Source organism: Caulobacter sp., assembly GCF_017744445.1.
In the GTDB taxonomy this organism is placed as follows: domain Bacteria; phylum Pseudomonadota; class Alphaproteobacteria; order Caulobacterales; family Caulobacteraceae; genus Caulobacter.
Map to the genome: position 1 here is coordinate 354,011 of NZ_JAGIBH010000002.1, position 25,632 is coordinate 379,642.

Here is a 25,632-nt window from a genome sequence, read left to right on the forward strand (position 1 = left end):
AGGCCATCCTAGCACAGCGCGCCCGTCACCCGTAGGTCGTGATCTTCGCCGTGCTCGGCACGTCCGTCGCGCCGTGGATCGGCAGGACGAAGCCGTTCGAGGTCCAGGGCTGGACGCGCAGGTCAGGGCGGATGGCGCGCAAGGCGGCCAGGGCTTCGTCTGAGCTTAGGCCGGTCGGGGTCAGCAGCAGGTCGCGCGAGCGCCCGTCCTTCAGCACCAGGGTCAGCTCGAAGCCGTTGCGGGGGTGAGCGACGAAGTCGATGGCGTCCCAGCCGACCGGCTCGCGCCAGGCTGGCGCATACACGCCCTCTGCGTCGATCCGCAGCTCCACCTGGGTGCGCCAGGTCCGGACCACGAACCGGACGATCCCGGCCAGCAAGACCAGGCTGGCCGCGACCGCCCCGACCAGGCGCGGCAGGTCGCCGGCCTGCCAATGGGCCCAGCCCATGCGCGCCAGCGGCGGCAGCAGGGCCATGGCGAACAGCACCAGCAGCAGCCGCTGCACGCGCTCTGCCCGCGAGGTGCGCCAGACACCGGCCGTCTCGAGATTCACCCGGCCGACGATGCGCCGCACGCGATCCTGCGCCAGCAGCCAGCGCAGCACGCAGATCACCAGGACCGACGGGCCAAACAGCGAGCCCGGCGCGGGCTCCAGCGGCTGCTCCAGCCAGTTCAAAAACACCACGCCGCCGACGATCAGCGCCAGGAACACCGCCCAGTCGACGGCGGGCCTGTACGGCGCCAGACGGTGGAAGAGCGCACGGATCATGCGCTCAATCTAGACGATAGCGCCTAGCCTGTCACGCGGTTCTCCAGCGCCGTCGCCTCGACCAGCCGCACCACGTCGCCCATGATCTCGGTAATCCGGAAATCCTTGGGCGTATAGATCCGCGCCACGCCCATCTGCTTCAGCAACAGGGCGTCGGCCTCGGGGATGATGCCGCCCGCGACGACCGGGATGTGGCCCAGGCCCTCGGCGCGCATCACGCGGATGACCTCCTGCACCAAATCGAGGTGCGAGCCCGACAGGATCGACAGCCCGACCACATGGGCGCGGCTTTCCTTGGCCCGACGGACGATCTCTTCCGGGGTCGAGCGGATGCCGTCATAGACGACTTCCATGCCGACGGCGCGGGCGCGGGTGGCGATCTGTTCGGCGCCGTTGGAGTGGCCGTCCAGGCCGGGCTTGCCGACCAGGTAGGTCAGGGTGCGGCCCAGCAGTTCCGAGACCCGCTCGACCTCCTTCTTCACCGCCTCGACGTCCTCGGCCTCGCCCGTCGAGACCACCACCGCCACGCCCGTGGGCCCGCGATACTCGCCGAACACTTCTCGCAGCGCCCCGGCCCATTCGCCGGTGGTGACGCCGGCCTTGGCCGCCGCGATCGAGGGTTCCATGACGTTGCGGCCGTCGCGGGCGGCGGCTTGCAGGTCGGCCAAGGCCGCTTGCACGGCGCCGTCATCGCGGGCTTCGCGCCAGGCTTTCAGGCGGGCGACGACATCGGCCTCGAGCCGCGGATCAACCGTCTCGATCGCCCCCTCGCCGGCCGACAGCGGCGACGCCTCCGTCTCGGTCCAGCGGTTGACGCCGACCACGGTCAGGTCGCCGGTCTCGACCGCCCGCACCCGCTGGGCGTTGGAGGCCACCAGCTGGCTTTTCATCCAGTCGATGGCGCTGGAGGCCCCGCCCATGGTGTCGATCTGCGCCAGCTGGTCCAGCGCGCCCTTGGATAGCTCGGCGACCTTGGCCTCGACCACGTGCGAGCCGTCGAACAGGTCCTCGTATTCCAGCAGGTCGGTCTCGTAGGCCAGCACCTGCTGCAGCCGCAGCGACCATTGCTGGTCCCACGGCCGCGGCAGGCCCAGGGCCTCGTTCCAGGCCGGCAGCTGCAAGGCCCGGCAGCGCGCGTCCTTGCTGAGCGTGACGGCCAGGGCCTCGATCAGGATGCGGTAGACGTTGTTCTCCGGCTGCGGCTCGGTCAGGCCCAGGCTGTTGACCTGCACCCCGTAGCGGAACCGCCGCGCCTTCTTGTCCTGCACGCCGTAGCGCTCCAGCAGGATCTGGTCCCACAGCTTGGTGAACGCCCTCATCTTGCAAAGCTCGGTGACGAACCGCACGCCGGCATTGACGAAGAAGCTGATCCGCGAGGCGACGATCTCGAAGTCCTCGTCGGGGACCTGGCCGCCGGCCTTGACCGTGTCCAGCACCGAGATCGCCGTGGCCAGGGCGAAGGCCAGCTCCTGCTCCGGCGTCGCGCCCGCCTCTTGCAGGTGGTAGCTGCAGACGTTCATCGGGTTCCACTTGGGCATCTCGCGATAGCACCAGGCGATCATGTCGCCGATCAGCCGCAGGCTGGGCGCGGGCGGGAAGATGTAGGTCCCGCGCGACAGATACTCCTTGATCAGATCATTCTGGGTCGTGCCTTGCAGCAGGGCCCGGTCCGCTCCCTGCTCGTCGGCCAGCGCCACGTACATCGCCAGCAGCCAGGCGGCCGGCGCGTTGATGGTCATGGAGGTGTTCATCTTCTCCAGCGGAATCTCGCTGAAGAGCGCGCGCATGTCGCCCAGATGGCTGATCGGCACGCCCACCTTGCCGACCTCGCCGCGCGCCAGGATATGGTCGGGGTCGTAGCCGGTCTGGGTCGGCAGATCGAACGCCACCGACAGGCCGGTCTGCCCCTTGGCCAGGTTGGCCCGGTACAGGGCGTTGGACTTCTCCGCCGTCGAGTGCCCCGCATAGGTGCGGAAGATCCACGGCGGATCCGGCGCATGCTGGTACGGCGTCGAGGACATGGCGGAGCTCCCGATGCGGCGCTTACAGCTCTTGGTTATCGGGGATCATGAGCCGGGATTTGCTGCGATGCAATGTGGGCGTTCGCGGGTGCGGGAGGGGCGGCCTGGACGTCGTCGTCAGATTGCGGAATCACATAATGTGAGCAAAGGTTGTTATCGGAAAAAAACTGCGGGGTAGCTGTGAGAAGAGAGAAGCGAGAATGGTGGAAAGCCATTCCGGTGGTGATGATCGTCGTACTGACCTGCGCCCTAACGCTCATCTGGTGGGTCTGGTGGCAGAACGTGGACGCGCATGGTGGCCACTACGCCGTACTGACTTGGACTGAAGATAATCAAGGTCTGGTCTCGGTAGCTGCCCTCGCGTTCGCCCTGCTATGGGCGCTATGGGAAAACCATAGAGCCAACACCGAAGGGCAGAGGCAAGCAACAGCATTCAATGACGCCATTTCTGATTTGATTGATCGCAGTGTTCGTGCTCTCACCGATCTGGAAAATGCCCAAAATGACCACCCAGGAAACCCTGACTACTATTGGAAGTGGGATCATTCACGGGCACTAACGCGAAAAGCACTGGACTATCTGAGGCAAGCAGGACCACCCGATGCGTCTCTGACGATCGCACTAACCGAACTAGACGAGCTTTTTGAAAATAGACTCGGACAGGGCAATCGACTTCCCGACGGGAGGACTCCATTTCTTCGCAATATTGATCCGTCTGAATTCAAGGATCTTAGAGATAAGCTGAAGGACAGTCAGACCAAGATCAGGGGAGCGAATCCATAGACATGGAGCGAATGACCGCATTCCTCGGGCTTGCTTAAGAGGAGGCCTCAATGCGCCTATTCCACATTTCGATCGCTCCATCCGCCGCGCTCCTCCTCCTCAGCCCAGCCGCAGCCCACGCCCAGGTGCGAGGCCTCGACAGGATGAAGATCCGGGGCGTCGAGGCCGGGCAGGTCGCGCTGGCCAAGGTCTGTCTGCCGGCGATCCTGCACGCGCGGTCGATCGAGGCGCTGGCAGTGGCCGAGGGCATGCTGCCGGCCTCCTTCGCTGGCGGCAAGGCGGACAAGGCCTGGCGCCTGGGCATGGCCCAGCCGGCTCATGCGGTGGCCTGGGGCGATGACAGCTGCACAGCCGTCGTCGACAAAGGCTCGGCCACGGACCTGCGCGCCATGGCCGAGCACGAAATCCTGGCGCGGCCCGAAGGCTTCAAGCTGGGCTCGACGGCTGTCGTCGAGGACGGGCGCCTGGAGCGAAGCGTCTACTGCGCGCGCACCGACGCCGGCTGGGCGCTGGTCAGCATCACCGTCCCCGGCCCCAAGCCGGTCGCACGCACCCGCGCCCTGTCCTCGACCGTCTATCTGCGACCGACGCCGTCGGCGCTTTGCGGTCCGGGCCAGTAGCCCCTCACCGCCCCGTAAACACCGCTGGCCGCTTGGCCATGAACGCCGCTCGCGCTTCGGCGTGATCGGCGCTCGCGGCGAGAGCCGGGATCTCTGCCTCGGTCGTCGAAGCGCCTGAGGCCACGCGCTTGGTGGCCTCGATAGCTAGTGGGGCGCGGGAGGCGATCACGCGGGCCATGGCCAGCGCCGCGTCCAGCAGCCCATCCGCCGGGTGAACCTCCGCCGCCACCCCATCCGCCAGCGCCCGCGCGGCGTCGAAGGGTGCGCCCGTCAGGAGGTGCGGCTTGGCGCGGCTTTGGCCGATCAGGGCGGTGAGGCGGTCGGCCGACGCCGTGAGCCCCATCCGAACCGCCGAGCAGGCGAAGCTGGCGCGGTTGCTGGCCAGGCGAATGTCGGCCGCCAGCGCCAGTTCCAGGCCGCCGCCGATGCACCAGCCGTCTATGGCGGCGATGACCGGCACGCGGCAGGCGGCGACGGTGTCGCACATCGCCAGGAAGTGCAGGATCGCCGCGCTCTGGGTGTCGGCGTCCCGGATGATGGCCTCGGCCAGGTCGTCGCCCGTGCAGAAGGCGCCGTTGCGGCCGGTGAGGATCACGGCCCGTACCGCCTTGTCGGTCTCGACGGCGGCGAAGGCCTCCAGCAGCCTCGCCCGTTCGGCCATGGCCAGGACGTTGGCGGGGGCGGTGTCCAGTTCGATCAGGGCGATCGACGGTTCGGGAAACGACAGGTGGATCATGGCCGCACCCTCGCCCGCCCCGTTGGCGCCGGCAACCTTCCCCACACGCCATGCTGCGACGCACAAGATTCCCCTTGCCAGGTTCAAACAGTTGTCTCAGCCTCACTCCCAAGACCCGGAAACAGCCGGGCGCGCATAGCCGAGTTTAGTCCTCAAGCGTTGTTGCGATGCGAGAACACGGGGAGAGTGACATGGCGGAGCCTGTCCTGAAGGACCTCTACGAGATCGGCGAGATCCCGCCGCCCTTCCACGTGCCCAAGTCCATGTACGCCTGGAGCATCCGCAAGGACCGCCACGGCAAGCCCTCCGACGCCATGCAGGTCGAGGTGGTCCCCACCTGGGAGATCGGCGAGGACGAGGTGCTGGTGCTCGTGATGGCCGCCGGGGTCAATTACAACGGCATCTGGGCGGCGCTGGGCGAGCCGATCAGCCCGCTGGACGGCCACAAGCAGCCCTTCCACATCGCCGGCTCCGACGCCTCGGGCATCGTCTGGGCGGTGGGTTCCAAGGTGAAGCGGTGGACGCTGGGCGACGAGGTGGTCATCCACTGCAATCAGGACGACGGCGACGACGAGGAGTGCAACGGCGGCGACCCGATGTACTCGTCCAGCCAGCGCATCTGGGGCTACGAGACGCCGGACGGCAGCTTCGCCCAGTTCTGCCGGGTGCAGTCGCGCCAGCTGATGCCGCGCCCGCGCCACCTGACCTGGGAAGAGGCCGCCTGCTACACCCTGACCCTGGCGACGGCCTACCGCATGCTGTTCGGCCACAAGCCGCATGAGCTGAAGCCTGGCCAGAACGTCCTGGTCTGGGGCGCGTCGGGGGGCTTAGGGGTCTTCGCCGTGCAGCTGGCCGCCGTCGCGGGGGCCAATGCGATCGGCGTGGTCAGCGACGACGACAAGCGCGAGTTCGTGCTGTCGATGGGCGCCAAGGCGGTGCTGAACCGCAAGGAATTCGACTGCTGGGGCCAGCTGCCCAAGGTCAACGGCCCCGAGTTCTCCGACTACATGAAGGAGAGCCGCAAGTTCGGCAAAGCCATCTGGCAGATCACCGGCAATCGCGATGTCGATTTGGTGTTCGAGCACCCCGGCGAGTCGACCTTCCCGGTCAGCGTGTTCGTGGTGAAGCGCGGCGGCATGGTGGCCATCTGCGCCGGCACTTCGGGCTTCAACCTGACCATGGACGCGCGGTTCCTGTGGATGCGGCAAAAGCGCGTGCAGGGGTCGCACTTCGCCAACCTGATGCAGGCCTCGGCGGCCAACCAGCTGGTCATCGACCGCCGCGTGGATCCTTGCCTGTCGGAGGTCTTCCCCTGGGACCAGATCCCGGCCGCCCACGAGAAGATGCTGGCCAACCAGCACCTGCCGGGGAACATGGCCGTGCTGGTCTGCGCCCAGCGGCCGGGCCTTAGGACCTTCGAGGAGGTTCAGGAACTGGGCGAGACGTAGCCGGTGTGGCATCCTGCGAGAACGCTCAGAGGATGCTCGCCATGACTTCCAGACTGCTCGCCGCCCTGGTCGCGACCATGTCGCTGGCCTCGACCCTTCCCGCCGTCGCCGCCCCGCCGGCAGGTGTCGAAGGCACCTGGCGACAGTGGATGACCTGCAGCACCCAGGACGACAACTTCAAGTTCTTCCACCAGATCAAGATCTATCGCGACCGCGACGGCTTGCGCTTCGTCGGCAATGCGCCGCTGAACAAGCTCAGCAACTCGCTGCGGGACCCGACCTTCGCCGGCAACTATTACGGCGCGGCTCGGCTGGACGGCGACATCCTGACCCTGCGCGTCAGCGAGCGCTACAAGCGCGACTACCAGAACAAGGGGCTGGTGCGTTACGGCGTGGTGAGCGCCCAGGACGCCACCTATCGCCTGACCGCGAGCGGCGAGCTGATCGCCCAGACCCAACCGATCGGCGTCGCCCAGGGCGGCTGCCAGTCGACGCCTCTGAAGCGGGGCTAATCCAGAAAACTGTCGGCCAGGGCCTGGTCGGTCTCATGCACCCAGCAGGCGTCCAGGCGGCCGTCCTTGGCGGTGTAGACCAAGAGGCGCTCGACCACCGCCTCGCGGCCGTCGCGGCGGAAGCGTTCGCGGGCCAGGATGGCGGCGCGGGTCGCGCCGACCATCACGTCGACGATCTGGACACCGACGGTGCTGGGCATGGCTGGCTCGCGGTCAGGCTCTAAGGCGCCTCCGACTTGGCCGCCCGCGCGCCGAGGACTGTCAGCAGGCCGGCTGACAGGCCCGTGGCCAGGGCCACCGGAACCAGCGCCCCGACCACCGCGCCGCCCGCCGCGCCCGCGCCGATCAGCTGCGCGGCCGCCAGCGGGCCGAAGATCGAGCCCAGGCGGCTGGCGGCGATGGCCGCGCCGATCCCGCTGCCGCGCACCGCTTCGGCATAGAGCTGCGGCGCCAGGCTGTAGAGCGTGAACTGCCCGCCCATCAGCAGGAAGCCCGCCACGAAGGCCAGCAGGGCGATCTCGCCGCCATCGCCCGCCGCCGCCAGACCCAGCAGCGCCAGGGCCAGCCCCGCGAAGGTCCCGACCAGCGGCCAGCGCGGGCCGATGCGGTCGACCAGCAGGCCCAGCAGCACGCCGCCGGCCGCGCCGCCCAGATTGAACAGCGCCGCCGCCCCGGACGCGGCGCTCTTGGGCAGGCCGCGCGCGACCAGCAGGGTCGGCAGCCAGTTGAGCAGCAGGTGCAGGATCAGCGCCGTCAGGGCCACGCCCAGCCACAGACTGACCGTGATCGGCAGGCGGCGCGGCGAGAACAGCGCGGAAAGGGCCGCCCGGCCCTGCCGCTCGATCGCCTGCGGCCGGCCCAGCGGCAAAACCAGATGCAAGAGCGGCGCGGCCAGCAGCGGGGCGACGCCGCCGACCACGAAGATCATCCGCCAGTCCTCGGCCAACGGCGAGCGCGCCAGGAGGCCCGCGACCGCTCCGCCCAGCGGCAGGCCGGCAGTGACCAGGCCCACCGTCACGGTCTTGCGCGCCGGACCGGCCTGCTCCGAGGCCAAGGCGATCAGCATCGGCATGGCCCCGCCAAGGCCCACGCCCGTCAGGATGCGCACGACCAGCAGGGCCTCGAAGTCGCGCGCCAGGGGCGTGGCCAGCGAGAAGAGCCCGAAGGCCGCCGCCGAGAACACCAGCACCGGCCGCCGGCCAATTCGGTCGGCCACGGCGCCGCCGGCCGAGGCCCCCAGCATCAACCCGATCAGGCTGGCGCTGAACGCCCACCCGGCCTGGCCGGGCGTCAGGCCCAGGGCCGGGACCATGCGCGGCGCGGCCACGCCCATCGACTGGATGTCGAACCCCTCCAGCATGGCGGCGAGGAGGCAGACGGCCAGGATGAGCCAGATGGGCTTCTTGTCGGTGGCCATGGTCCCCTCCCCCTGTTGGGGCGAACACTAAGCCATCAAAAAATCCCCGTCATTCCCGCCCTTGTGGCGGGAACCCCTGGTTCAGCTGACACGTGAGACGCAAACGGCCCTCCGCACCTGCGGCGGATAGAGGGGTTCCCGCCACAAGGGCGGGAATGACGGTGGTGGGGTTTAGGCGCGGGCGCTACGCCCCGCCCGCACCGCCGCCGCCAGGTCGTCCAGCACCTTCACCGAGGTCTCCCAATCGATGCAGGCGTCGGTGACCGACTGGCCGTAGGTCAGGGGCTGGCCGGGGACGATATCCTGGCGGCCGGCGACCAGGTTGCTCTCGATCATCACGCCCATGACCGGCGAAGACCCCGTGGCCACCTGGGCGCAGATGTCGGCGGCCACGGCCGGCTGGTTCTCGTGGTTCTTGCCGCTGTTGGCGTGGCTGACATCGACCATGATCCGGGCCGGCATGCCCGCCTTGGCCACGGCTTCGGCGGCGGCGGCCACGCTGGCGGCGTCGTAGTTGGGCGTCTTGCCGCCGCGCAGCACCACGTGGCAGTCGGCATTGCCCGTCGTGGTGGCGATGGCGGCGCGGCCTTCCTTGGTCACGGCCAGGAAATGGTGCGGCTGGCTGGCGGCCATCACCGCGTCCACCGCCACCTTCACGTCGCCATTGGTGCCGTTCTTGAAGCCCACCGGGCACGACAGGCCGGACGCCATCTCGCGGTGGATCTGGCTCTCGGTGGTGCGGGCCCCGATCGCGCCCCAGGCCACCAGGTCGGCGATGTACTGCGGGGTGGTGACGTCCAGGAACTCGCAGGCGGCCGGCAGGCCTTGCGCGCAGACGTCCAGCAGCACGCGGCGCGCCAGGCGCAGGCCCTCATTGATGTGGAAGCCGCCGTCCAGGCCGGGGTCGTTGATCAGGCCCTTCCAGCCCACCGTCGTGCGCGGCTTCTCGAAATAAACCCGCATGACGATCTCCAGATCGCCGGCGTGGCGCTCGCGCTCCACCGCCAGGCGGCGGGCATATTCGAGGGCGGCCTTGGGATCGTGGATCGAGCAGGGGCCGATCACCACCACCAGGCGGTCGTCGCGCCCGTTCAGGATCTCGTGCACGGCCCGGCGGCCGGCGCCCACGACCTCGGCCACCTGCGAGGTGGCGGGGGCCTCGCCGATCACCTGGGCGGGCGGGCTCAGGGTCTGCAGGCGCGAGATCCGCAGGTCATCGGTCGGGATGGGCAGCGAGACAAGATTGGCGGCGGTCGAGGAAGGCATGGCGTACTCCGGAAAATCGTTTGAAGAGGTCCGGCGGCCATTAAAAAAGCCGCCCGGGGAACCCCTGGCGGCTGGTGAAGATGTTTGTGGTCCTGGTTGATCTCAGGCCAAACGATCCCCTCCCGGCGCCAGAGGCGTCGGATAGCTAAAATACCAAAACAGCTGTTGGCTGGCGGCGAGGGTCATCGCCAAGCAACCTAGAGCCAAGTTTTCCAGGAGTCGAGAGGGCGAGGCCGCAAGCGACCCCGCCCCCGCTGTTAGAACTTCGCGTCGAGCTTCAAGAAGAAGTAGCGGCCGATCGCGTCGTAATAGGCCGGACCGATGTTGCGGCCGTCGCCCGCGCCGTGCGGCGAGATCGCCGTGTCCTGGATCGCCGGCGGCACGCCGTAGTCGTCCAGGTTCTTGACGCCCAGGCCGACGTCCAGGTTCTCGCGCACGTGCCAGGTGATGTTGACGTCCTTGTAGAGGAAGGCCTTCACGTCCGGGAACTCGTTGTACTCGTCGGTCGAATTGACCGCGTACTTGCTCTTGCTGACGAAGCGGTTGTTCATCCCGACGGTGAACTTGCCGACCTCGTAGCTGGTGGTCAGGGTCGCGCGGTAGCGCGGGTAGTTCCACTGGCCGGCGTTGTCGATGCCGGCCTTGCCCTTTTCCGAGATGGTCGTCTGTTCCAGCAGCTTGGTGGCCGACAGGTTCAGGCGCAGCATGCCCGGACCGACTTCGTGGCGATAGCGCGCCGACAGGTCGATGCCGCGCACGCGCTGGCCGGCCAGGTTGGCGAACTGGGTGCGGACTTCCTTGACCGAGCCCTCGATCAGCGTGCCGTCGGTGTCGCGCGTCCCGGCCGGGTTGCGGATCACGTACTTGCAGTAGGCCATGTCCGGACCGCCGGCGGCGTCCACGCAGTTGTTCATCAGCGTGGTGTAGGCCAGCGAGGTGATGACGTTGTCGACCTTGATATCCCAGTAGTCGACGGTCATGTCGAAGTTGCGCAGCCAGCGCGGCTGGAACACGACGCCGTAGGTCAGCGAGTTCGAGGTCTCCGGCTCCAGGTCCGGATTGCCGCCGCTATAGACGATCGGCACGTTCAGGTTCGGATATGGCACCGGGAACTTCACGCCCGGCAGGGTGGCGGCGCAGTTGGCGGCGCGGTTGGGCTTCAGCGTGATGTAGGCGCTGGAGCACGGGTCATCGATCTTGCCGTAGCTGGAGAAGCTGATCGGCGTGTACAGCTCGCCGAAATTGGGCACGCGGATCGAGTGCGACTTGGTCCCGCGGAAGGTCAGGTCGCGCACCGGCGACCAGGTCAGGCCGCCCTTCCAGGTGTCGGTGGCGTCGTTGTCGCTGTAGTCCGAGTAGCGATAGGCGCCTTCCACCTGCAGGCGGTGGGCGAACGGCAGGTCGGCCAGCACCGGCACGACCACTTCGGCGAAGGCTTCCGCCGTCTTGCGCTGCTGGTGGAAGTCGGGGTGCAGGGCGAAATCGTTGCCCGGCGTGAAGACGATGGTCGACAGCTTGGCGGTGTCCGGATCGTCCCAGGTGTTCAGCTTTTCCTGGCGCCACTCGACGCCGACCGAGGCCTTCACCGCGCCGGCGGGCAGGTTGAACAGCTCGCCGTCGACACTGGCGCCGATGTTCAGCATCGAATTGCGCGTCTTCTCGAAGCGATCGAACATCAGATAGTCGATCACGTCCTGCGGCAGCTTCTCGGTGGTGAAGAAGTCCAGCGGCTTGCAGCCGGCGGCGCGGGCGCTGGCGTCACGGCAGACGATATTGCCGCTGGCGTCCTTGATGCTGTCGCGCGCGAACAGCCACTGGTCGCGGCCGACCATGTTGGTGGTGGTCCAGTCGTCATCGACCTGGCCGTAGCGGACGAAGGCGTTCCAGCTGAGCTTGCTGGTCAGCTTGCCCGTGACCTCCGACCCCAGCAGGAAGTTGCGGCGATCGTGGTGCTCCATCGTCTGGGGCAGGTTGTTGTAGCTGCGGTCCAGGCCGAGCGACGTCAGGCCGTTGGCCAGCATGTAGTCGCGCATGGCGGCCGGCAGGAACGGATTGGTCAGGGTGGCGATCTCGCCGGTGTTGGCGACGCCGTTATTGCCCCACCAGATCTTGCCGGTGCGCGCGTCGGTCCGGTACTCGGGGAACTCGCCGGCGCCGCGCGTGGTGCTGCGCGTGAAGCTGACCGTGCCGTTCCATTCCAGGTCGTCGCTGAACGCATAGTTGACGTTCGAATAGACCGACTGGCGGTTGGAGCCGTTGCGGATGAAGTGGTTCTCGTTGCCGTTCAGGCCGGGACCGCCGTTCTGGCCGCCGGTCTCGCCGTTGGTGACGATGCCGTAGCTGCTCTGCGGCACGGCCACGACCTTGCCGTCGACATACTGATACCACTGGCCGTTGTTGTTCCCGCACGGGTTCTTGCCGCCGTACATGCACCAGGTCGGCACGATCGAGCGGTACATGACACGATAGTCGCGATAGAGCAGCCGGTCGGGAATGCCGTCGTTCGGACCCGTATTGGCCGGGTTGGCGCTGTAGACGTCGCGGTTGATCCAGCGCTCGGTGCTGCGCAGCTTGTCGGTGGTCGAGACGTTGCCGCCCACCACGACATGGCCCTTGCCCTGCGCGAAGTCGAAGCCGGTGGCCAGGGTGGCGTCCGACTGGCGCGCGTCGGTATGCGACGAGATCCCGGTCGTGGCGCTGAAGTGGATCCCCTTCATCTGCTTCTTCATCACCACGTTGACCGCGCCGGTCACCGCGTCGGCGCCGTAGACGGCCGCCGCCCCGCCCGTGACCACTTCGAAGCGGTCGATCAGGGCCGTCGGGATGGTGTTGACGTCGACCGCCGAGGTGCGCGCGCCGCCCGACACCCAGCGATGGCCGTCGACCAGCACCAGCGAGCGGTTGTTGCCCATGTTGCGCAGATTGATGTTGGCGACGCCGGCGTCGTACTCCTGGCCCAGCGAGCTGGCCTCGCCCAGGCCCGGGCCCATGGCCGGGTTCTGCATCAGGGCGTCATAGACGGTGACGCGGGCGAATTCCTTGGCCTGCTCCATGGTCGTCACCGAGATCGGCATGGCCGACTCCAGCTCAGGACGGGCGATGCGCGAGCCGGTGACGACGACGCTCTCGACCGAGGTGTCGTCCGGGGCGGCGCTCGCCTGTTGCGCCATCGCGGTCGGCGCAATCCAAAGCGGTGCGATGAAGGCGCTGGCCAGCGCCAATTTCCTGATGGTCACGATAATCCCCCTCACTATCCGCGTCGGATAGGAAACACTTCGCGGCATCTCCCTCCGGATGCCGCGTGAGGCGGGGCGATATCGTCGCGACTCTCGATTTTCTTGTCGGATATATGAAAGAACAGCGACAGCGCGATAAGCGGTTTTTTACTTCAAAAACCTGTAGCGGTTTTTCGCTCGTCGCGACTCTTATATCTCTATGCCTCTTTCCAACTGAGCCGAAACAGCGCTCAAAGTCGCGCCCGGATCCGAAATGTGCCTAAGCGCGGCTTTACCAAAAACTCAACTTCGGCTGGCATCTTCCCGCTCACGCCCACTGTGGGGCGATAGGGGGATTTGAACATGCCGAAGAGAACCCTGGCCGACCTGGTCCTGATCGCCACGTATGGCGGCGGCTTCGACCTCAGCGCCAACGACTACACCTACGAAGAGCTGGTGAAGGCCGCCGACGCGCTGTGCAACGGCGCTTCGATGCGCGTCTTCCACACCGACGGCCTGACCACCGAGCAGCTGAGCATCATCGCCCAGCACGGCGGCCCGGGCGGCGTCCAGTTCGTGTTCGTGGCCTAAATCACACCTAGCCCCGTTATAGGCGCCCGCGCCGGCCGCCCTTGAGGCGGTCCAGGGCGCGGGGCTTATGCGGCGGCGGTTCCGGCGTCTCGGCGAAAGCCGGGAGCGGGCCCGCCGCCGGCTTCCTGGCCGGGACCATCGCCGCGATCTTGCGGGCGGTGGCGGCCATGACGCCGCAAACCCTGGCCTTTTCACGGGCCTTGCGGATCAGGACGGGGTCGTCGCTGGCCTCGATCGAGGCCCAGACGGCGTCCAGCATCGCCATCAGCTTGGCTTGGGTGTCTTCGCACCAGGTTTCCGCGGAGGTCTTTGTCATGCCCTCAGCTTGCGGCCGCCCGGCGCGGCGGGGATAAGAAACGTGCGTTTTCCTATAAGGCTTTGAATTATTTCAGGGTGAGGCAGAAAAGTACGGGGATTGAGAGATCCTCCCCCGCGATGCAGGGGAGGTGGCCCAGAGGGCCGGAGAGGGCTAGCTCGGCTTAGGCAGCACTGGCCCCCTCAGTCGCTCCGCGACAGCTCCCCCGCATCGCGGGGGAGCATCTCCACCTCGCACCCTGTGGATAACTTTCCGCAATAACGAGATTGTCGCGTATCGAAATCCAAAGCACAGTCTCCCCAACAAATGTTCGGGGAGTTGGCCATGGGTGTCGGGGGTAAGGTCGCGCTGACGGCCGTGGGTCTGGTTCTGGCCGTGACGGCCGTGGTCGCCGTGCGCACCGCCACGTTCAAGGCCCCCGCCGTGGTCGATCCGGCCAGCGTCAAGCTGGCCTCGGCGCGTCCCGTCGATGTGAACAAGGCCGCCGGCCACCTCGCCGAAGCGGTGCGCTTCCAGACCATCAGCCACCAGGACCGCGCCGACGACCAGCCGGCCGAGTGGGACAAGCTGCACGCCTGGCTGCAGGCGACCTACCCTCTGGCCCACAAGGTCATGACCCGCGAGGTCGTGGCCGACCACACCCTGGTCTACACCTGGACCGGCTCCAACCCCGCCCTGCCCCCGATCGTGCTGATGGCCCACCAGGACGTGGTGCCGGTCACCCCAGGCAGCGAAGGCCAATGGAGCCACCCGCCGTTCGACGGCGTCATCGCCGACGGCGCGGTCTGGGGCCGGGGCGCGATCGACGACAAGGGCTCGCTGGTCACCCTGTTCGAGGCGCTGGAAGGCGTGGCGGCCAGCGGCTTCAAGCCGGTGCGCACCGTGATCATCGTCAGCGGCCATGACGAGGAGGTGCGCGGCGTGGGCGCCCGCGCCGCCGCGGCCCTCTTGAGGTCGCGCAACATCAAGGCCCAGTTCGTGCTGGACGAAGGCATGGCCGTGGTCGCCGACCATCCCGTCACGGGTAAGCCCGCCGCCATCATCGGCACGGCCGAGAAGGGCTACGCGACCCTGAAGGTCACCGCCCCGGCCGTGGGCGGCCACAGCTCGGCCCCGCCGGCCGACGGCGGCGGCGTGGTCGCCCTGTCCAAGGCGGTGGCGGCGATCAACGACCACCAATTCCCAATGAAGTTCCAGGGCCCTGGCGCCGACATGCTGGGCGCCATCGCCCCGCACGCCAAGCCCGAGGTGAAGATCTTCGCCGCCAACACCTGGCTGTTCTCGCCGCTCTTGGTGAAGGTCACGGCCAAGACCCCGGCGGGGGCGGCCATGCTGCACACCACCATCGCGCCGACCATGATCAAAGGATCTCCAAAGGAGAACGTCCTGCCGCAGGACGCCACCGCCTGGATCAACTACCGCATCGCGCCCGGCGACAGCTCGGCCACGGTGATGGCGCGGGCCAAGGACGCGGTGGGCAAGCTGCCGGTCCAGCTGGCCTGGAGCAAGACGCCGGACGAGCCCTCGGCCGTCTCGTCGACCAGCTCGGACGCCTGGAAGACCCTCGCGGTCCTGGCGGGCGACGAGAGCCGCGCCCCCGTCGTGCCGGGCCTGGTCACCGCCGGCACCGACAGCCGCTACATGGGCGGGGTCGCCAGCGACGTGTACCGCTTCCAGCCGCTGGTGCTGAAGGTCGAGGAAACCAAGATCATCCACGGCACCGACGAGCACATCAGTCTGGACAATGTCGAGCGAATGGTGCGCTTCTATCAGCGCCTGGTGGAGACCGCCGCGTCGCGGTGACGTCTTCCTCAGGAAGGGGCGTGTTCGGGGGAACACGGTCGGGGGACTTGGCGGAGGTAATCCGCCCACAACTTTGGCTGTCGATTTCTCGAGCCTGAATACGGCTGTCGCACACGCGTGTGACACTGCGCCTCACGTTACAGCGTTATCCCAACCGCTAAGAAGCGCACCATGCCCGCCGACGACGCCCCGCTGCTGAAGTCCGCCAAGCCGGCCACGAAACCCATGACCGACAAGTTCGGCGAGGGCTTCGTCTGGGACGCCTGGTACGTCGCCTGCCTGTCGCCGGACATCAAACCCGGCAAGGCCGAGAAGCGCGAGTACCTCGGCGAACCGATCCTGCTGGGCCGCACGCGCAAGGGCGAGGTCTACGCCATCCGCGACATCTGCCCCCACCGCGCCGCCGCCCTGTCGGCCGGCCGCGTCCACCGCGAGGCCGATGGCACCGACACCATCGAGTGCCCCTATCACGGCTGGCGCTTCGGCCCCGACGGGGCCTGCAAGTCGATCCCGTCGCTGACCGGCGACAGCGACTTCGACATTTCCAAGGTGCGGGTGCGCAAGTATCCGACCGTCGAGGCCCAGGGCCTGGTGTGGATCTGGATGAGCTCGAACCCGCGCTTCGACGGCGCGCCGCCGGAACCGCCGCCGACCATCCCCGGCGTGGTGGGCGGCAAGCCCAAGCTGGTCGACCACCTGGACTACGACATCCACATCGACCACGCGGTGCTGGGCCTGATCGACCCGGCCCACGGACCTTACGTGCACCAGCAGTGGTGGTGGCGGACCAAGACCAGCCAGCACGAGAAGAAGAAGACCTTCCGCGCCTCGGAGGCCGGCTTCACCATGGTGCGGCACGAGCCGTCCAAGAACTCCAAGGCCTACGCCATCCTGGGCGGCGAGCCCCTGACCGAGATCACCTTCCGCCTGCCGGGCCTGCGCTGGGAGCATGTGACGGTGGGGGAAAAGCAGGTGCTGGCCCTGTCGGCCATGACGCCGATCAACGCGACCAAGACCCGGATGAATCAGATCATGTGGTCGGATCACTGGGCCTTCACGGCCTTCTATCCGATCATCCGCATGGCCGCCCGCGCCTTCCTGCGCCAGGACGGCAAGATCGTCGCGGCCCAGACGCCGGGCCTGCAGTGCAACCCGCCCCTGATGTGGGTGGGCGACGCCGATCAGCAGGCGCGCTGGTACCACCAGTGCAAGCGCGAATGGAACAACAGCCAGCGCGAGGGGCGGGCGTTCGTGAACCCGGTGCGGGACCAGACGCTGCGGTGGCGGACTTAGGGGGTAGCCCCAACCACCCCCACTCCCACTCCCACTCCCACTCCCGTTTCCCCGGCGAAAGCCGGGGCCCAGATACAGCCTGAGCCTTTGGGGTGATCGCGCCCACGGCCTCGTGTACCTCTCCATCGTCAACGGGTTCGATCTGGGCCCCGGCTTTCGCCGGGGAGACGGAGTGAGGGGAATGGCGCTGAGCTTGAACGTCTACCGCCACCGCCTCCTCACCAGCCTGCGCACCCTGCCCACCCCGCGCGGCTGGCTGCTGTGCGCCGCCGTCTCCGCCGCCACCCTCGCCCTGATGCTAGTCATCGGCTTCGTCACCGGGCTCTACCGCCTCCAGCCGACCGAGCCCGGCCTGCCGCTGCGGATGCTGGTGGTGTTCTTCATCCCCGCCCTGGGCGAGGAGATCCCGTTCCGCGGCCTGCTGACCCCCGGCCCCAACGAAAGCGCGCGCCCCAGGCTGGAGATCGCCGTCTCCACCGCCCTCTACACCGCCTGGCACGTGTTCGAGGCCGTGACCTTCCTGAAGTCCGCCGCCGGGATCTTCCTGCGGCCCGACTTCCTGCTGTGCTGCGCGGTGCTGGGCCTGGGCTGCGCGATCACCAAGCGGGTCACCGGCTCGATCTGGCCGGCCGTGATCCTGCACTGGGCGCTGGTGGTGGTCTGGCAGACCTGGCTGGGCGGGGTCAGCGCGCTGGGGCAGTAGAGCTTGGGCGGGTTGATACCCCCGTCGCTCCACGCCAGAGTGCGCCGCTAAACCTTTGGAAGAGTTTCCATGCGACGCGTCCTCTGCCTGGCCCTGAGCCTCCTCGTCGCCGCGCCGGCCCTGGCCGCGCCCAAGCCGCTGACGCCCAAGCAGGAACTGGCCCGCTACAAGAAGGTCGCCAAGAAGCACGGCTGTCCCGCCTTCGACGCGGCCGACCTGGCGCTGCCCGACTCGTGGCGGACGCCGCGTCCGGCCCTGGAGGAGCACAGGGCGCTGCGCGCCAAGACCGAGGCCCCGCCGCCGCCCGAAAGCGGCCAGCGCCTGATGGTGTATTGGGCCGGCGGCCATCTTGAGATCGTCCACGGCAGCTTCGCGATCGTGCGCGGGGCCGACGGCCTGTGGCGCGGCGAGGGCGTGCGAACCTCCGAAATTCCGATCCGCGGCCCGAACGGCGAGCCGCCCCGCCCGACCGTCACCAAGGTCGCATGGACCCTACCCGCGGACGATAGCGCCAGGATGGACGCCCTGGTCGCCAACCCATGCCTGGCGGTCGAGCCCCGCTCCATCCATCGGATGGGCACGATCATCGGCGGAGGCCACACGACGCTGGAGGTCTTCGACGCCCGGGAGAACCGGCTGGCCAGCGTGCAGCATGGCGGCAGCTGGGGCGTGTCCGGACAGATCCTGAACCTGGCCTTCGCCAAGGCCCCGAATTAGCGCGCCAGGTTAGCAGGCACGAAAAAGCCCGCCCGGTCCTAGGGGGTGGACCGAGCGGGCTCTCTTCTCGGAGCGCGGCCAGAGGGACGGAGCGGACGCGCTCCGAAAGCTCGACGAGGGTGACAGCCGAAAGTGGAAGCCGGTTTCGGCGCCCGTCACCCTCGAAAGCTAAGACTCCCGCTTAGGCGCGGTAGACGTAGGCGCTGGAGACGTAGCCGACGCCGACGCCGTTCTGGCCGACCAGGATCCACTTGCCGTCACCGGTGCGGCCCAGGGCCTGGAAGGTCGAGCCCGAGCTGACCGAACCCAGGCGCTCGCCCCGGGTGGAGGCTTCGGCCCGCAGGTTCACGGTCGAGCGGGTGACGTACTTCTTGTCCATCTTGACCAGGGGAGCGGCCTCGACGGTCTGGGCGTAGCGATAGCCGCCCGACTTGTAGATGCCGCCGACGTCCTTGGCCGCCTCGCTCTTTTGCATGTTGCAGCCGACCGCCGAACCGGCGCCCGCGCCGACCACGGCGCCGATGGCCGTGCCCGTGCCGCGATCGCCCTTGCCGGCGATCTTGTTGCCGGCCAGGCCGCCCAGCAGACCGCCCAGGACGGCGCCGACTTCCTGCTTGGAGCCCGAGGCCTTGCAGCCGACGACGCCGGCATTGGCTTGCGGCGCGGCGGCCATCGACAGGGCCGCGGCGGCGGCGCCCAGGGTCAGGGTGATGGTCTTGATCGAGTTGGTCTTGGTCATGGTCGTATTCCTTCGTCCCTTGAAAGTTTCCGGGGTCAGCAACCCCGTGAGACAGACCATGACAGGGCGAAGCTGAACGGTTGCGGGAACCCGTTCAGCAGATTTCGTTCATGTTGAAAAAAGTTTGGGGGAGCGGCTTTGCGCCCAACCCAAAACCCGTCTTCCCGGCGAAAGCCGGGACCCAGATCGAACCCAGGGCGCCCGTTAGTTTGGCGGGGCCAAGGGCGCGTCATCCCAAGACGCTCAGGCTGAATCTGGGCCCCGGCTTTCGCCGGGGATACGGGGATGGGTATGGGGTGGGCTTCAAGCCCCCAGCGCGTAAGGCCCGCTCTTCTCCAGCGCCGTCTTCCAGGCCGGGCGGGCGTGCATGCGCCCAATCCAGGCGGCCATGTGCGGATAGTCGGCCAGCTTGCCCATGGCTTTCGCCACCTCGGGCACGAAGCTCATCTGGATGTCGGCGCCGGTCAGGGTCTCGCCGACGAAATACTCCCGCCCTGCCAGGTGGTCGTTCACGAACGCCAGGTGGTTGGCGATCTCGCTCTGGATGCGCGGGTGCAGCGGCGCGCCGGCCTCGCCCAGGCGGCCGACATACATGTTGAGCATCAGCGGCAGCATGGCCGAGCCCTCGGCATAGTGCAGCCACTGCTGGTAGCGGTCGTAGTCGGCGCTGGCCGGATCGGGCGCCAGGCGGCCTTCGCCATGGCGGCGGATCACGTAGTCGATGATCGCGCCGGACTCGATGACGGTCAGGTCGCCATCCGTGATCACCGGCGACTTGCCCAGCGGATGCACGGCCAGCAGCGACGGCGGGGCCAGGCGGGTCTTGGGATCGCGGGTGTGGAAGACGATCTCGTAGGGGACGTTCAGCTCCTCCAGCAGCCACAGGATCCGCTGCGAGCGCGACTCGTTGAGGTGGTGGACCGTCAGCATGTTTCTCTCCCCTGATTGTGAACCGCATGCTGCGGCGCGGCATTGCTCGCACGTGCGAAAAGCGCGAGGGTGAAAGAAAACGCCTGTTCGAGGCTGGGGAGCAAGCATGACGCATACGGCAAGTGAGACCCTGGTCCTGCCCGGCCTGACCGGCCTGCTGCGCGAGGCGGCCGACGCCGCCGGTCTGTTCGTGGCCGAGGCCAAGCCGCAGGTGCTGGCCCATATCTCCGGCGAGAACGGCAAGGTCGACCGCAAGCTGGCCGACGTGCACCAGCACCGGGTCCACGGCTATGGCTGGTACGCGGCCTATGCCGAGCTGCTGAACCAGGTCGCCGGCTGGGCCGAGCGCCTGCAGGACGAGGGCAAGTTCGGCGAGGTCGAGGCCCTGCTGGCCCAGCTCTTGTTCTCCGAATACTGCGCCCAACTGGTCGGCGGCGTGCCGATGAACCAGGGCGAGATCGTCCGGCCCGCGCACCTGGTCGAAGACCGCGCGGTGCTGAACCGGCTCTATTCCAACGGCCTGATGAAGCTGATGGTCGAGGGCGGGACCCAGGCCGTGAAGACCCGCGTCGCCAAGCATCTGTCCGAGGCGCGCGGCAAGCCCACCCTGGAGCAGACCGGTCTCGACGAGACCTTCGAGATGATCCGCGACCAGTTCCACGCCTTCGCCGAGGAGAAGGTCACACCTAACGCCCACGAGTGGCACCTGAAGGACCAGCTGATCCCGATCGAGCTGGTCGAGGAGCTGGGCGCCCTGGGCGTCTTCGGCCTGACCATCCCGGAGGAATACGGCGGCAGCGGCATGGGCAAGACGGCCATGTGCGTGGTGTCGGAAGAACTCTCCCGCGCCTGGATCGGCGTCGGCTCGCTGGCCACCCGCTCGGAGATCGCCGGCGAGCTGATCCTGACCGGCGGCACCGACGCCCAGAAGCAATACTGGCTGCCGAAGATCGCCAGCGCCGAGATCCTGCCGACGGCCGTCTTCACCGAGCCCAATACCGGCTCTGACCTGGGGTCCTTGCGCACCCGCGCCGAGCTGAAGGGCGACCACTATGTGGTGACCGGGAACAAGACCTGGATCACCCACGCCGCCCGCGCCGACGTCATGACCCTGCTGGTCCGCACCGATCCGGCGACGACCGACTATCGCGGCCTCTCCATGCTGCTGGCTCCCAAGCCGCGCGGCGTGGAGGGCGAAGACTTCCCGGCCGACGGCATGAGCGGCGGCGAGATCGGGGTGATCGGCTATCGCGGCATGAAGGAGTTCGAACTGGGCTTCGACGGCTTTGCCGTGCCCGCCGAGAACCTGCTGGGCGGCGTCCCCGGCCAGGGCTTCAAGCAGCTGATGGCCACCTTCGAGAGCGCCCGCATCCAGACCGCCGCCCGCGCCGTCGGCGTGGCCCAGGCGGCGCTGGAGACGGGCCTGGCCTACGCCCTGGACCGGCAGCAGTTCGGCCAGGCGATCTTCGAGTTCCCCCGCGTCGCCAACAAGCTGGCCATGATGGCCGCCGAGATCATGGGCGTGCGCCAGCTGACCTACTACGCCGCCCGCCAGAAGGACGAGAGCAAGCGCTGCGACCTGGAGGCCGGGATGGCCAAGTTGATCGCGGCGCGGGTGGCCTGGGCGGCGGCGGACAACGCCTTGCAGATCCACGGCGGGAATGGGTTCGCGATGGAGTATGCGGCCAGCCGCCTGCTGGCCGATGCGCGGATCCTCAACATTTTCGAGGGCGCGGGGGAGATTCAGGCGCAGGTGATCGCGCGCAGACTCTTGGATGGCGCCAACTAAGCTCCCTCTCTCTTAGAGAGAGGGTTGGGGTGAGAGGTTACGAGGCTCGACGGCGTGCCGGCACTCCGGTTGACGTCGTAACCTCTCACCCTCCCATTGCTGCGCAATGGGCCCCTCCCTCTCTCTATGAGAGAGGGATGATAATTGCGCCTTGCCGCGCCCTTGAGCATCGGAATAGCCTCGCGACCTTCACTGTAAGGACCGCCCATGCTTGCCACGACCCGCCGCTCCGCCCTCGTCTCGGCTCTCGCCACGGGCGGCCTCGCGGCGTTCGGCAGCAAGGCCTTCGCGCAGGAGACCGGCTCGGTCGCCGCCGCCGTCGACAAGCTGGCGCAGGAGGTCATGGCCGCCTTCCCCGACCAGCCCGGCCTGGGGATCACCGTCGTCGAGAAGGGCAAGATCACCCTGGCCAAGGGTTATGGCGTCAAGACGCTAGGCCAGCCGGATCGCTGCGACGAGAACACCATCTTCGGCATCGCCTCCAACACCAAGGCCATGACCGCCGCCCTGATCGCCATGCTGGTCGAGGACGGCAAGCTGGCCTGGGACGATCCGGTGACCAAGCACCTGCCGAACTTCCAGATGAGCGACCCGGTGGTCACCAAGCTGATGACCGTCCGCGATCTGCTGGTCCACCGCAGCGGCCTGTCGCTGGGCGCCGGCGACCTGATGATCTGGCCCGACCCGACCCACACCCGCGCCGACATCGTGGCGGGGCTGAAGTACCTGCCGATCGGCGGCCAGTTCCGGGGCGGCTATGCCTATGACAACGTCCTCTACGTCGCCGCCGGGGCGGTGATCGAGGCGGTCACCGGCCAGTCGTGGGAAGCGGTGATCAAGGCCCGGATCTTCGATCCCCTGGCCATGACCAGCACCGTCTCCAGCCCGTCCCTGGTCGACAAGAGCCGCCGGGCCGCGCCGCACGCGCGCCTGGGTCCGCCGGTCCGGGGCCTGGGCCCGCAGACGGTCCTGCCCTTCGACAACAGCTTCGCCTCGGCCGCGCCCGCCGGCGGGGTCAACACCACGCCCAGGGACATCGGCCAGTGGATGCTGGTCCAGCTGGGCTTGGGCATGACGCCCGGCGGCAAGCGCCTGTGGGGCGAGCCCTCGGCCAAGGAGATGTGGAAGCCCCAGACCATCACCGCCTGGGCCGACGGCCCCAGCGACGAGAACCCGGTGCGCCCCACGATGCAGGCCTATGGCCTGGGCTGGTTCGTCCAGGACCATCGCGGCGAGCGCCTGCTGTGGCACACCGGGGGCCTCGCAGGCTTCATCTCGTACACCGGCCTGCTGCCGGGCCGGAAGTCGGGCATCATGATCATGACCAATGCCGAGGAGGCCCCGGTCCTGCGCACCCTGCGCTATGGCGGGCCCGACCGGCTGCAAGGGCGCGGCGACTTCGACTGGATCGCCTCGTCCAAGCGCGTCCAGGCCCAGTCGGAAGCCGACACGATCAAGGACGCCGCCCGCGCCACCACCACCGCCACGCCGGGTGGGGCCAAGCCCAGCCTGCCGCTGGCGTCCTATGCCGGCGTCTATCGTGATCCTTGGTACGGTACGGTGACCATCAGCCTGACGGGCAAGGGCAAGAAGCAGGGCCTGCACGTCTCGTTCGACAAGACCCCGGCCCTGCGCGGCAAGCTGGATCCGTTCGACGGCGAGATGTTCAAGACCACCTTTGACGACCGCACCCAGGAGGACGCCTTCATCACCTTCGACCTCAAGGACGGCAAGGTGGTTTCGGCCCTGGTCAAGGCGGTCTCGCCCCTGGCCGACTTCAGCTACGACTACCAGGACCTGCGCCTGTCGAAGGTCAGCTGACGGTCAAATTGCAAAGCTTCGGAACTCACCCCCAACAGCCGCGTTGTCGGATTAGTTTGGGGGTGGGTTTGCTCTAGGCGGTACGGTCAAGGTTCGACTGCCGCCCCTCACCCCCAAAACGTCAGTCAACGCACGTGGGGGTGCATGGAAATGCAAGGCGTTTTGGAGCGGTCCGCCAGCGGCCGCGAGCTCGACGGCCATCAGCTGCTGGCGGCGCTGCGCGCGTTCCGCCGCGGCGACTTCTCGGTCCGCCTGCCGACCGACCTGTCGGGCCTGGACGGCGAGCTGGCCGAGGCCTTCAACGACGCTGTCGACCTGAACGACCGGATCTCCAAGGAGTTCGAGCGCCTGCGCGACGTCGTGGGCCGCCAGGGCAAGATCAACCAGCGCGCCCAGCTGCCGGGCGCGGTCGGCGCCTGGGCCGAGAGCGTCGAGAACGTCAACAGCCTGATCACCGACATGGTGCACCCGACCGCCGAAATGGCCCGGGTGATCGGCGCCGTCGCCAATGGCGACCTCTCCCAGACCATGGACCTGGAGAACGAGGACCGCCCCCTGCGCGGCGAGTTCCTGCGCACCGGCAAGGTCGTCAACACCATGGTGGGGCAGCTGGGCAGCTTCGCCTCGGAAGTCACCCGCGTGGCCCGTGAAGTTGGCACCGAGGGCAAGCTGGGCGGCCAGGCCCAGGTCAAGGGCGTCACCGGCGCCTGGAAAGACCTCACCGACAACGTCAACCTGATGGCCGGCAACCTGACCGGCCAGGTCCGCAACATCGCCGAAGTGACCACCGCCGTCGCCAACGGCGACCTCAGCCGCAAGATCACCGTCGACGTGAAGGGCGAGGTGCTGGAGCTGAAGAACACCATCAACACCATGGTGGACCAGCTCAACAGCTTCGCCTCGGAAGTCACCCGCGTGGCCCGCGAAGTGGGTACGGAAGGCAAGCTGGGCGGCCAGGCCCAGGTCAAGGGCGTCACCGGCGCCTGGAAGGAACTGACCGACAACGTCAACCTCATGGCCGGCAACCTGACCGGCCAGGTCCGCAACATCGCCGAGGTCACCACCGCCGTGGCCCGCGGCGACCTCTCCAAGAAGATCACCGTCGACGTGCGCGGGGAAATCCTGGAGCTGAAGGACACCATCAACGTCATGGTGGACCAGCTGAACGCCTTCGCCAGCGAAGTGACCCGCGTGGCCCGCGAAGTCGGCACCGAAGGCAAGCTGGGCGGCCAGGCGCGAGTCGAGGGCGTGACCGGCGCCTGGAAGGACCTGACCGACAACGTCAACTTCATGGCCGCCAACCTGACGGGTCAGGTGCGCAACATCGCCGAGGTGACCACCGCCGTCGCCAATGGCGACCTCTCCAAGAAGATCACCGTCGACGTGAAGGGCGAGATCCTGGAGCTGAAGTCGACCATCAACGTCATGGTCGATCAGCTGAACGCCTTCGCCTCGGAAGTGACCCGCGTGGCCCGCGAAGTGGGTACGGAAGGCAAGCTGGGCGGCCAGGCCAACGTCACCGGGGTCGGCGGCACGTGGAAGGAGCTGACCGACAACGTCAACCTGATGGCCGGCAACCTGACCGGCCAGGTGCGGAACATCGCCGAGGTCACCACCGCCGTCGCCATGGGCGACCTCTCCAAGAAGATCACCGTCGATGTGAAGGGCGAGATCCTGGAGCTGAAGAACACCATCAACACCATGGTGGACCAGCTCAACTCGTTCAGCTCGGAAGTCACCCGCGTGGCCCGCGAAGTGGGTACGGAAGGCAAGTTGGGCGGCCAGGCCCAGGTCAAGGGCGTCACCGGCGCCTGGAAGGACCTGACCGACAACGTCAACTTCATGGCCGCCAACCTGACCGGCCAGGTCCGCAACATCGCCGACGTCACCACCGCCGTGGCCAATGGCGACCTCTCCAAGAAGATCACCGTCGACGTGAAGGGCGAGATCCTGGAGCTGAAGTCGACCATCAACATCATGGTCGACCAGCTGAACGCCTTCGCCTCGGAAGTGACCCGCGTGGCCCGCGAGGTCGGCACCGAAGGCAAGCTGGGCGGTCAGGCCCAGGTGAAGGGCGTGGCCGGCACCTGGAAGGAGCTGACCGACAACGTCAACCTGATGGCCGGCAACCTGACCGGCCAGG

23 protein-coding genes and 1 pseudogene are annotated in these 25,632 nt (G+C 67.8%); 12 read left to right on the forward strand and 12 right to left on the reverse strand.

Annotated elements, in window-relative coordinates; translation table 11 throughout:
• Positions 1–25 precede the first annotated feature (25 nt).
• Both J7528_RS05000 and J7528_RS05005 read right to left on the reverse strand, forming a co-directional pair.
• Positions 26–769, reverse strand: coding sequence for a hypothetical protein (locus tag J7528_RS05000; protein ID WP_291871833.1), 744 nt, complete (start codon positions 767–769; stop codon positions 26–28).
• Positions 770–792: 23 nt separating this feature from the next.
• Complete coding sequence (locus J7528_RS05005; protein ID WP_291871834.1) at positions 793–2,790, reverse strand: protein meaA; 1,998 nt, start codon at positions 2,788–2,790, stop codon at positions 793–795.
• 219 nt (positions 2,791–3,009) lie between these two features.
• Between J7528_RS05005 and J7528_RS05010 the strand changes: the two genes are divergently transcribed.
• Positions 3,010–3,573: a hypothetical protein gene (locus tag J7528_RS05010; RefSeq protein ID WP_291871835.1), complete on the forward strand. Its 564-nt coding sequence runs from the start codon at positions 3,010–3,012 to the stop codon at positions 3,571–3,573.
• A gap of 143 nt (positions 3,574–3,716) precedes the next feature.
• Complete coding sequence (locus tag J7528_RS05015) at positions 3,717–4,193, forward strand: hypothetical protein (protein WP_291871836.1); 477 nt, start codon at positions 3,717–3,719, stop codon at positions 4,191–4,193.
• 4 nt (positions 4,194–4,197) lie between these two features.
• On the opposite strand, the gene J7528_RS05020 is transcribed toward J7528_RS05015, so the two are convergent.
• On the reverse strand, positions 4,198–4,929 hold the full coding sequence (locus J7528_RS05020; RefSeq protein ID WP_291871837.1) for an enoyl-CoA hydratase/isomerase family protein: 732 nt from the start codon (positions 4,927–4,929) through the stop codon (positions 4,198–4,200).
• 191 nt (positions 4,930–5,120) lie between these two features.
• Between J7528_RS05020 and ccrA the strand changes: the two genes are divergently transcribed.
• Together ccrA and J7528_RS05030 are read left to right on the forward strand one after the other, a co-directional pair.
• Positions 5,121–6,377 carry a crotonyl-CoA carboxylase/reductase gene (gene ccrA / locus J7528_RS05025; protein WP_291871838.1) on the forward strand — a complete coding sequence of 419 codons (1,257 nt, stop codon included), beginning with the start codon at positions 5,121–5,123 and terminating at the stop codon, positions 6,375–6,377.
• A 41-nt stretch (positions 6,378–6,418) separates the two neighbouring features.
• Positions 6,419–6,889 carry a hypothetical protein gene (locus J7528_RS05030; RefSeq protein WP_291871839.1) on the forward strand — a complete coding sequence of 157 codons (471 nt, stop codon included), beginning with the start codon at positions 6,419–6,421 and terminating at the stop codon, positions 6,887–6,889.
• On the opposite strand, the gene J7528_RS05035 is transcribed toward J7528_RS05030, so the two are convergent.
• From J7528_RS05035 to J7528_RS05060, 6 genes and pseudogenes are all read right to left on the reverse strand, one after another.
• On the reverse strand, positions 6,886–7,089 hold the full coding sequence (locus tag J7528_RS05035) for a hypothetical protein (RefSeq protein WP_291871840.1): 204 nt from the start codon (positions 7,087–7,089) through the stop codon (positions 6,886–6,888). The genes J7528_RS05030 and J7528_RS05035 overlap by 4 nt on opposite strands.
• 20 nt (positions 7,090–7,109) lie before the next feature.
• Entirely contained in the window at positions 7,110–8,306 is a 1,197-nt protein-coding gene (locus J7528_RS05040) for an MFS transporter (RefSeq protein ID WP_291871841.1), read from the reverse strand.
• A 49-nt stretch (positions 8,307–8,355) separates the two neighbouring features.
• Positions 8,356–8,482, reverse strand: a pseudogene (locus tag J7528_RS05045) (hypothetical protein); the annotation flags it as partial.
• Complete coding sequence (locus J7528_RS05050; RefSeq protein WP_291871842.1) at positions 8,478–9,572, reverse strand: 3-deoxy-7-phosphoheptulonate synthase; 1,095 nt, start codon at positions 9,570–9,572, stop codon at positions 8,478–8,480. The pseudogene J7528_RS05045 and the gene J7528_RS05050, both read right to left, overlap by 5 nt.
• Positions 9,573–9,674: 102 nt before the next feature.
• Positions 9,675–9,758: a hypothetical protein gene (locus J7528_RS05055; RefSeq protein WP_165262165.1), complete on the reverse strand. Its 84-nt coding sequence runs from the start codon at positions 9,756–9,758 to the stop codon at positions 9,675–9,677.
• A gap of 71 nt (positions 9,759–9,829) precedes the next feature.
• Positions 9,830–12,808 carry a TonB-dependent receptor gene (locus J7528_RS05060; RefSeq protein ID WP_291871843.1) on the reverse strand — a complete coding sequence of 993 codons (2,979 nt, stop codon included), beginning with the start codon at positions 12,806–12,808 and terminating at the stop codon, positions 9,830–9,832.
• A 342-nt stretch (positions 12,809–13,150) separates the two neighbouring features.
• On the opposite strand from J7528_RS05060, the gene J7528_RS05065 reads away from it, so the two are divergent.
• Entirely contained in the window at positions 13,151–13,378 is a 228-nt protein-coding gene (locus J7528_RS05065) for a hypothetical protein (protein WP_291871844.1), read from the forward strand.
• 16 nt (positions 13,379–13,394) lie between these two features.
• Here J7528_RS05065 and J7528_RS05070 read toward each other — a convergent pair whose 3' ends face one another.
• Complete coding sequence (locus J7528_RS05070) at positions 13,395–13,694, reverse strand: hypothetical protein (protein WP_291871845.1); 300 nt, start codon at positions 13,692–13,694, stop codon at positions 13,395–13,397.
• A gap of 324 nt (positions 13,695–14,018) precedes the next feature.
• Between J7528_RS05070 and J7528_RS05075 the strand changes: the two genes are divergently transcribed.
• The 4 genes from J7528_RS05075 (at position 14,019) to J7528_RS05090 (ending at position 18,210) form a co-directional block, all read left to right on the forward strand.
• Complete coding sequence (locus J7528_RS05075; protein ID WP_291871846.1) at positions 14,019–15,497, forward strand: M20 family peptidase; 1,479 nt, start codon at positions 14,019–14,021, stop codon at positions 15,495–15,497.
• A 225-nt stretch (positions 15,498–15,722) separates the two neighbouring features.
• On the forward strand, positions 15,723–16,790 hold the full coding sequence (locus tag J7528_RS05080) for an aromatic ring-hydroxylating dioxygenase subunit alpha (RefSeq protein ID WP_291871866.1): 1,068 nt from the start codon (positions 15,723–15,725) through the stop codon (positions 16,788–16,790).
• Between the two features lie 181 nt (positions 16,791–16,971).
• Positions 16,972–17,493 (forward strand): CPBP family glutamic-type intramembrane protease, encoded by a 522-nt coding sequence (locus J7528_RS05085; protein ID WP_291871847.1) that lies wholly within the window; start codon positions 16,972–16,974, stop codon positions 17,491–17,493.
• Between the two features lie 69 nt (positions 17,494–17,562).
• Positions 17,563–18,210, forward strand: a complete 648-nt coding sequence (locus J7528_RS05090; RefSeq protein ID WP_291871848.1) for a hypothetical protein — start codon at positions 17,563–17,565, stop codon at positions 18,208–18,210.
• Between the two features lie 181 nt (positions 18,211–18,391).
• On the opposite strand, the gene J7528_RS05095 is transcribed toward J7528_RS05090, so the two are convergent.
• Complete coding sequence (locus J7528_RS05095; protein WP_291871849.1) at positions 18,392–18,949, reverse strand: SH3 domain-containing protein; 558 nt, start codon at positions 18,947–18,949, stop codon at positions 18,392–18,394.
• Positions 18,950–19,252: 303 nt separating this feature from the next.
• Positions 19,253–19,879 carry a glutathione S-transferase gene (locus J7528_RS05100; protein ID WP_291871850.1) on the reverse strand — a complete coding sequence of 209 codons (627 nt, stop codon included), beginning with the start codon at positions 19,877–19,879 and terminating at the stop codon, positions 19,253–19,255.
• Between the two features lie 106 nt (positions 19,880–19,985).
• Here J7528_RS05100 and J7528_RS05105 point away from each other — a divergent pair, with 106 nt between their 5' ends.
• The 3 genes from J7528_RS05105 to J7528_RS05115 form a co-directional block, all read left to right on the forward strand.
• The gene (locus tag J7528_RS05105) at positions 19,986–21,668 is read left to right on the forward strand and encodes an acyl-CoA dehydrogenase family protein (RefSeq protein WP_291871851.1); all 1,683 of its coding nucleotides are present in this window, start codon (positions 19,986–19,988) and stop codon (positions 21,666–21,668) included.
• Positions 21,669–21,875: 207 nt separating this feature from the next.
• Positions 21,876–23,489 carry a serine hydrolase gene (locus J7528_RS05110; protein WP_291871852.1) on the forward strand — a complete coding sequence of 538 codons (1,614 nt, stop codon included), beginning with the start codon at positions 21,876–21,878 and terminating at the stop codon, positions 23,487–23,489.
• Positions 23,490–23,639: 150 nt separating this feature from the next.
• The coding region (locus tag J7528_RS05115) for a HAMP domain-containing protein (protein ID WP_291871853.1) at positions 23,640–25,632 on the forward strand (1,993 nt) is incomplete at its 3' end.

Excerpts from the sequence above, each read along its gene's own strand:
- J7528_RS05100 (WP_291871850.1), bottom strand. The coding sequence starts at position 19,879 with ATGCTGACGGTCCACCACCTCAACGAGTCGCGCTCGCAGCGGATCCTG.
- J7528_RS05030 (WP_291871839.1), top strand. The coding sequence starts at position 6,419 with ATGACTTCCAGACTGCTCGCCGCCCTGGTCGCGACCATGTCGCTGGCC.
- J7528_RS05105 (WP_291871851.1), top strand. The coding sequence starts at position 19,986 with ATGACGCATACGGCAAGTGAGACCCTGGTCCTGCCCGGCCTGACCGGC.
- J7528_RS05095 (WP_291871849.1), bottom strand. The coding sequence starts at position 18,949 with ATGACCAAGACCAACTCGATCAAGACCATCACCCTGACCCTGGGCGCC.
- J7528_RS05015 (WP_291871836.1), top strand. The coding sequence starts at position 3,717 with ATGAAGATCCGGGGCGTCGAGGCCGGGCAGGTCGCGCTGGCCAAGGTC.
- J7528_RS05050 (WP_291871842.1), bottom strand. The coding sequence starts at position 9,572 with ATGCCTTCCTCGACCGCCGCCAATCTTGTCTCGCTGCCCATCCCGACC.
- J7528_RS05080 (WP_291871866.1), top strand. The coding sequence starts at position 15,723 with ATGACCGACAAGTTCGGCGAGGGCTTCGTCTGGGACGCCTGGTACGTC.
- J7528_RS05000 (WP_291871833.1), bottom strand. The coding sequence starts at position 769 with ATGATCCGTGCGCTCTTCCACCGTCTGGCGCCGTACAGGCCCGCCGTC.
- J7528_RS05090 (WP_291871848.1), top strand. The coding sequence starts at position 17,563 with ATGCGACGCGTCCTCTGCCTGGCCCTGAGCCTCCTCGTCGCCGCGCCG.
- J7528_RS05075 (WP_291871846.1), top strand. The coding sequence starts at position 14,019 with ATGGGTGTCGGGGGTAAGGTCGCGCTGACGGCCGTGGGTCTGGTTCTG.
- J7528_RS05070 (WP_291871845.1), bottom strand. The coding sequence starts at position 13,694 with ATGACAAAGACCTCCGCGGAAACCTGGTGCGAAGACACCCAAGCCAAG.
- J7528_RS05020 (WP_291871837.1), bottom strand. The coding sequence starts at position 4,929 with ATGATCCACCTGTCGTTTCCCGAACCGTCGATCGCCCTGATCGAACTG.
- J7528_RS05055 (WP_165262165.1), bottom strand. The coding sequence starts at position 9,758 with ATGACCCTCGCCGCCAGCCAACAGCTGTTTTGGTATTTTAGCTATCCG.
- J7528_RS05040 (WP_291871841.1), bottom strand. The coding sequence starts at position 8,306 with ATGGCCACCGACAAGAAGCCCATCTGGCTCATCCTGGCCGTCTGCCTC.
- J7528_RS05065 (WP_291871844.1), top strand. The coding sequence starts at position 13,151 with ATGCCGAAGAGAACCCTGGCCGACCTGGTCCTGATCGCCACGTATGGC.
- J7528_RS05005 (WP_291871834.1), bottom strand. The coding sequence starts at position 2,790 with ATGTCCTCGACGCCGTACCAGCATGCGCCGGATCCGCCGTGGATCTTC.
- ccrA (WP_291871838.1), top strand. The coding sequence starts at position 5,121 with ATGGCGGAGCCTGTCCTGAAGGACCTCTACGAGATCGGCGAGATCCCG.
- J7528_RS05085 (WP_291871847.1), top strand. The coding sequence starts at position 16,972 with ATGGCGCTGAGCTTGAACGTCTACCGCCACCGCCTCCTCACCAGCCTG.
- J7528_RS05110 (WP_291871852.1), top strand. The coding sequence starts at position 21,876 with ATGCTTGCCACGACCCGCCGCTCCGCCCTCGTCTCGGCTCTCGCCACG.
- J7528_RS05035 (WP_291871840.1), bottom strand. The coding sequence starts at position 7,089 with ATGCCCAGCACCGTCGGTGTCCAGATCGTCGACGTGATGGTCGGCGCG.